The organism is Frankia sp. CoBUL1, from assembly GCF_978021245.1.
In genome coordinates this window covers 1-5,326 of sequence record NZ_CDXDOS010000236.1, presented here as the reverse complement: position 1 = coordinate 5,326, position 5,326 = coordinate 1, and the positions used below count along the sequence as shown (strand labels likewise).

Annotated in this window: 5 protein-coding genes and 1 tRNA gene; 2 read left to right on the top strand and 4 right to left on the bottom strand. The window is 68.7% G+C overall.

The window, feature by feature from the left end:
• Positions 1–73 precede the first annotated feature (73 nt).
• Complete coding sequence (locus AC08OX_RS14585; RefSeq protein ID WP_476608320.1) at positions 74–883, top strand: polysaccharide deacetylase family protein; 810 nt, start codon at positions 74–76, stop codon at positions 881–883.
• On the opposite strand, the gene AC08OX_RS14580 is transcribed toward AC08OX_RS14585, so the two are convergent.
• On the bottom strand, positions 868–2,439 hold the full coding sequence (locus AC08OX_RS14580; RefSeq protein WP_476608321.1) for an aldehyde dehydrogenase family protein: 1,572 nt from the start codon (positions 2,437–2,439) through the stop codon (positions 868–870). The genes AC08OX_RS14585 and AC08OX_RS14580 overlap by 16 nt on opposite strands.
• Before the next feature lie 454 nt (positions 2,440–2,893).
• Here AC08OX_RS14580 and AC08OX_RS14575 point away from each other — a divergent pair, with 454 nt between their 5' ends.
• Positions 2,894–3,610 (top strand): response regulator, encoded by a 717-nt coding sequence (locus AC08OX_RS14575; RefSeq protein WP_476608319.1) that lies wholly within the window; start codon positions 2,894–2,896, stop codon positions 3,608–3,610.
• Positions 3,611–3,687: 77 nt separating this feature from the next.
• Here AC08OX_RS14575 and AC08OX_RS14570 read toward each other — a convergent pair.
• The 3 genes from AC08OX_RS14570 to AC08OX_RS14560 form a co-directional block, all read right to left on the bottom strand.
• A tRNA-His gene (locus AC08OX_RS14570) sits at positions 3,688–3,763 on the bottom strand.
• Between the two features lie 191 nt (positions 3,764–3,954).
• Positions 3,955–4,707 carry an oligoribonuclease gene (gene orn / locus AC08OX_RS14565; protein WP_476608318.1) on the bottom strand — a complete coding sequence of 251 codons (753 nt, stop codon included), beginning with the start codon at positions 4,705–4,707 and terminating at the stop codon, positions 3,955–3,957.
• Between the two features lie 49 nt (positions 4,708–4,756).
• A complete protein-coding gene (locus AC08OX_RS14560; RefSeq protein WP_476608317.1) occupies positions 4,757–5,251 on the bottom strand; it encodes a hypothetical protein in 495 nt (164 codons plus the stop codon).
• Positions 5,252–5,326 lie beyond the last annotated feature (75 nt).

The following is a 5,326-nucleotide window of genomic DNA, read 5'->3' as shown; positions in this document are numbered from 1 at the left end:
GGGCTACCCGGTGGCGGCGGGCATGGGGGTGCCGGTCGGAAGGCGAGACCGGATCTGTGGCAGAGTTTTTGCCATGACGCGGTCCGTTGCGACGCGCAGGCCCGCCATGGCACGCCGTGCCGCCGCCACGGCGTTGACCCTGGGCGGCGCGGCCGGGCTCACCTACGGCATTCCGTCGCTCATCACACTGCGTCGACTACGGCTGCGGTGGACGCCAGCGCTCGCAGGGCTCGGCGCGCCCGATCACGTTGCGCTCACCTTCGACGATGGTCCGGATCCCGTGTCCACGCCGCAGTTTCTCGACGTGCTCGCCGAACTCGACGTGCGGGCGACGTTCTTCGTCCTCGGTGGTCTGCTGGAACGCGCACCGACGTTGGCGCGGGAGATGGCCGCCGCCGGGCACGAGCTGGCCGTGCACGGCTGGGATCATCGCCCGATGCTGTTGCGCGGTCCCCGCTCCACGCACGACCATCTCGCCCGCACCCGGGACCTGGTCGTCGAGATCACCGGTCGCGCGCCGCGGTTCGTCCGGCCGCCGCACGGCATCCTCTCGGCCGGGCTGCTCGTCGCGGCCCGTCGCCTCGACCTCAGCCCCGTCCTGTGGTCGGCATGGGGACGCGACTGGACGGCCGAGGCGACGCCGGGCAGCGTGCTGGGCACCGTCGCCCCCGACCTGCGCGGGGGCGCCACGGTGCTGCTGCACGACTGTGACTGCACATCAGCCCCCGGGGCCTGGCGCAGCGCGCTCGGGGCTCTGCCCGGGATCGCCGCGCGCTGCGACGACGCCGGCCTGCGCCTTGGACCACTCGCCGAGCACGGCCTGCCGGCCTGGTCGAATCCTCCTTCTGGCAGGAGCGGCCGGGCAGGTCAGACGGCCGGGTAGAGGGAGTAGCCCGGGAAGTTGCCGACGAGCCGCTCGTCGGCGTCCGCGCCTACGGTGACGGCCCTGGCCAGATGGACACCGCCGACGAAGGCCCCCTTCCAGGAGGCGCCGCGGCCACCGAACGGCTCGTCCCGGTCGCCGCGGGAGCGCGGCTTGTTGACTCCAACCTTGAACGCCTGCAGCTCCCCGGCGAGCCGGCGGGCATGGGACTCGTCGTCGCAGGCCAGTGAGGCGACCAGCGCGCCGTTGGAGGCGTTCATCGCAGCCAGCAGCTCGGCCTCCGAGTCGACGACGACGATGGTGTCGACCGGGCCGAACGGCTCCGCGTGGTGCAGCGCGGACGACGCCGGCGGGCTCAGGATCGCCACCGGCGGCACATAGGCGGAGGTGTCCTGCCCGGGGATGAACCGGCCGTCCGCGAGGTCTCCGCGGTAGATCGGCACGCCGCCCTTCGTGATCGCCTCGTCGATCTTCGCGGCCAGCTCGGTCGCCTTGTCCGTGGTGATGACCGGGCCGTAGTCCAGCTCGGGCAGCGGGTCGGTGTCGTCGGCGACGGCGAGGGGATGGCCGAACCGGACGCCGGAGACCACCGGCAGGTACATCTGGAGGAACCTGTCGAACAGTTGGCGCTGGACGACGTAGCGGGGGTAGGCGGTGCAGCGCTGCTTGCCGTACTCGAAGCCCTTCTTCAGATGGGCGGCGAGCATGTCCCACTGGGAGAAGTCCCAGATACCCCAGGCGTTGAGGCCCTCCTGCTCTAGGAAGTGGCGCTTACCGGTGTCGACCAGGGCGGCGGCGACCTGGCCACCCGCCGACCGGCCGCCCACGAAGGCCAGGCAGCCGATCTCGGGGGCGCGGACCAGCGCCGAGCTCAGCCGGGAACCCGATCCGGAGACCAGCGAGACCGGCAGACCCTCTCGGCGGGCTAGTGCGCTCGCCAGGGTCAGGCAGGCGGCGCCGCCGTCGGTCGGGGTCTTGGCGATGGTGCCGTTGCCGGCGAGGATCTGGACGAGCACGGCATGCATGAGCACGCTCATCGGGTAGTTCCAGCTGGCGATGTTGCTCACCGGACCGGGTAGCGGGGTGCGCCCGGCGATCATGCCGTCGATCTCGTCGATGTACCAGCGCACCCCGTCGAGGGCACGGTCGACGTCGGTGCGCGCCAGTCGCCAGGGCTTGCCGATCTCCCAGACGAGCAGGAGAGCCAGCAGGTCGCGGTAGGCGTCCATGGCGTCGACGGCGGCGCGTACCCGGGCCTTGCGCTCGGGCAGCGCCACGTCGCGCCAGTGCTTGTGGTCGTCGAGAGCGGCCCGGATCGCATCCCGGGCCTCGTCCTGCTCGATCATCGGGGGCCCGGCGATCGGTGCGCCGTCGACGGGGGACAGGCTGTGCAGTGGATTTCCAGTTCGATGCCAGTGCCCGCCCCAGAGATTACGGAGGCGGTCCTCGTCGAACGCCTCGGGGGCAACCTGGCGGCAGGTGGTGAACGCCTCGGACCAGGTGGTACCCGGCTTAATGTGGAGTCGTGGCTGGGAGCTGCTGGATGCTGCGGCCATACCGGTGATATTGACGGTCATCCGCCGATCACGCCAGGCAAAGCGGCCCACTATTTCGAGGATTCTTAGATGACTGTATCAGAGTAATAACTCTCGGTAATTTCCTGCATAAACCGTCATGTGGTCACTCATCGCCCCCGCTTGATATCCAATGATCTTGCTGCTGCTGCTGCTGGTGGCTTGTCGCGCTGGTCGCCGGGGTCGTTGCCAGGAGGAAACCGGGCGCGACTCGCCACGCGAACATGGTCCTATGCGGGTGGGTGGCAGCGTCCACCGCGTACTATTTCCGGCATGTCGGATGCGTTTATCGGGCAAGATGGTGGCACCACTTCGGCGCCGTCACGACCTCGGGTGTGTACTTCATCACGTAGAGTGGGTTGGTGTCCGAACCGCCTTTCGTTCGCGTCCGGGTTGCCGCCGCTCGGACCATTCGATCCTGATTCCCGGATGTGTGATGACGGCCAGTGTCGTGCCGCCGTCGGCCGCTGAAGCCGACTCCGTCGAGGGCTCCGCGCCGATCCGGGTCCTCGTAGTAGATGATCATGAGCTGTTCCTTCAGGGCCTGCAGACGGTCCTGGAGATCGAGGAGGACATCAGCGTCGTCGGCCGGGCCGGTAACGGTCAAGAGGCTCTGACCTTGGCCTCCGGGACATCGCCGGACATCGTCCTGATGGATGTCCGGATGCCGGGCCGGGACGGGATCGCCGCGGCGGGTGCCATCAAACGTGCTGTTCCGCGCACGCGTATCGTGATGCTCACGGTCTCGGACGAGGAGTCCGACCTGTTCGAGGCGATCAAGGCGGGTGCGGTCGGGTACCTGCTGAAGTCGATTCCGCCGCACGAGGTGGCCGACGCGGTGCGGGCTGTCCACAATGGGCAGAGCCTGATCAGTCCTTCGATGGCATCGAAGTTGATGGTCGAGTTCGCCACGATGGCCCGGGGTGCCGAGGACCGTCCTCGGGCGCACGCCCCGCACCTGACCGCGCGAGAACTCGAGGTACTGAAGCTGGTCGCTGAGGGGCGCGCGAACCGCGAGATTGCCCGCAAGCTGTTCATCAGTGAGAACACGGTCAAGAACCACGTTCGTAACATCCTGGACAAACTGCAGCTGCACTCGCGGATGGAGGCCGTGATGTACGCGGTTCGTCAGGGGCTGTTCGACATCGAGTGAGCCCGGCGGGGCCGCACGGCTGCCACGGTGGGTCTCTGCCCGCCGACCCGCGGGGCCTGGTCGGCGGGATATTGCTCTGGGGTGGGTGACGGGACTTGAACCCGCGGCCACCGGGACCACAACCCGGTGCTCTACCAGCTGAGCTACACCCACCAGAACCTGGCTGCCATGCCGAAGGAGGAGACCCGGCCGGACCGGAGATCCTCCGACCGGTGCGAATCCGGAATATTCCGAATCCGGGACGTTCCACCCACGCCGCCTGACCAAGCGAAGCTATCGTACCGGTCCGCGCCACCGGATGGGCAAGGGGGTTACCCCGGTCATGCCCGCCGCGCTCTGCGAGATCACTGCCCGTTCAGGCGGGCGGTGGAAGGTCTCCCGTCCAGTCGCGCGGGTGAACCGGCCGGGTCGTCCGGTTGCGGGTGCTCGGAGCCTCCGGCGGTCAGGGCGGCCAGCGACGCATCGGCCTGGTCGCGGATCTCGGCGGCGATCGCGCGGGCCTGCTCGGTGCCCGGCCCCGGCTGGGGAACGAACACGGCCCGTCGGTAGTAGCGCAGCTCCTCGATGCTCTCCTGAATGTCCGCCAGGGCCCGGTGGCCGCCGTGTTTGACCGGAGCCGCGTAGTAGGCCCGCACGTACCAGCGGCGGGCGAGCTCCTTGATCGACGAAACGTCGATCATGCGGTAGTGCAGGTGAGCGTCCAGTGACGGCAGATAGCGTGCGAGGAAGGTGCGGTCCGTGGCGATCGAGTTGCCGCACAACGGGGCCTTGCGCACCTCGGGAATCCGGGTGCGGACGTAGTCGAGGAGCTGGCGCTCCGCGTCGTTGAGGGACAAGGTGGACGCCCGGACGGCGGCGGTCAGGCCCGAGGCCTCGTGCATCTCGCGGACGACCGGCTCCATGGTCTGCAGCGCCTCCTCCGGCGCCGAGATGACCAGGTCGATGCCCTCGTCGAGGATGTTGAGCTCACTGTCCGTGATCAAGCAGGCCACTTCCAGGAGTAGATCCGACGCGGCGTCCAGGCCGGTCATCTCGCAGTCGATCCACACCAGTCGATCCATCCCGCTGACACTATGGTCTGCGGTCGCCGTCGTCACGTGCACCCTCGGGTTCTCGTCGTATGGCTGAGTGCCCGCTCCGCCGAGATCATCCTACAGTCCCTGCTCCGTTACTGACGGTGAAGCTGATGGAGATCTGAGTGTTCCCGGCTCCGACCAGGATCGCGGTCAGGGTGTACAGCCCGTCCGGGACCTCGGAGGTCTGCCATCCGCCGGGATGCGGCGTGAACAGGTACGGCGGGCCTGGGAGATCCCGCCGGTACGGCCCGGTCGGTCCGTTCAGCACGTACGTCAGGGGGCCGGCGTAGCCCGTCGTCTCCACCCGGATGATGCGGAAGCCGGAGATGGTCTCGCCCTGGTGGATGCCGGCGAAGGTGAACGGTGCGACGGACATCGTCGACGACGGCGTGGGCATGGCGCCCGGGCCGGGCCGGGATGGACGACCGTCGGGTGCGGGGGATGCCGCCGGGGTCGGACCGGACCGGGGTTCCTGGCTGTGATAGCCGAACACCAGGATCGGCATCAGGACCAGGGCAGCGAAGAACAGCGCAAGACCGACCCAACCCCGTCTGAGGGCATCCACGCTGACTGCGTCCCTCCGCCATGCCGCCCATGGGTTCGGGTCACTTTAGAGCGTGTCTTGCGTGGCCGCCCGGGG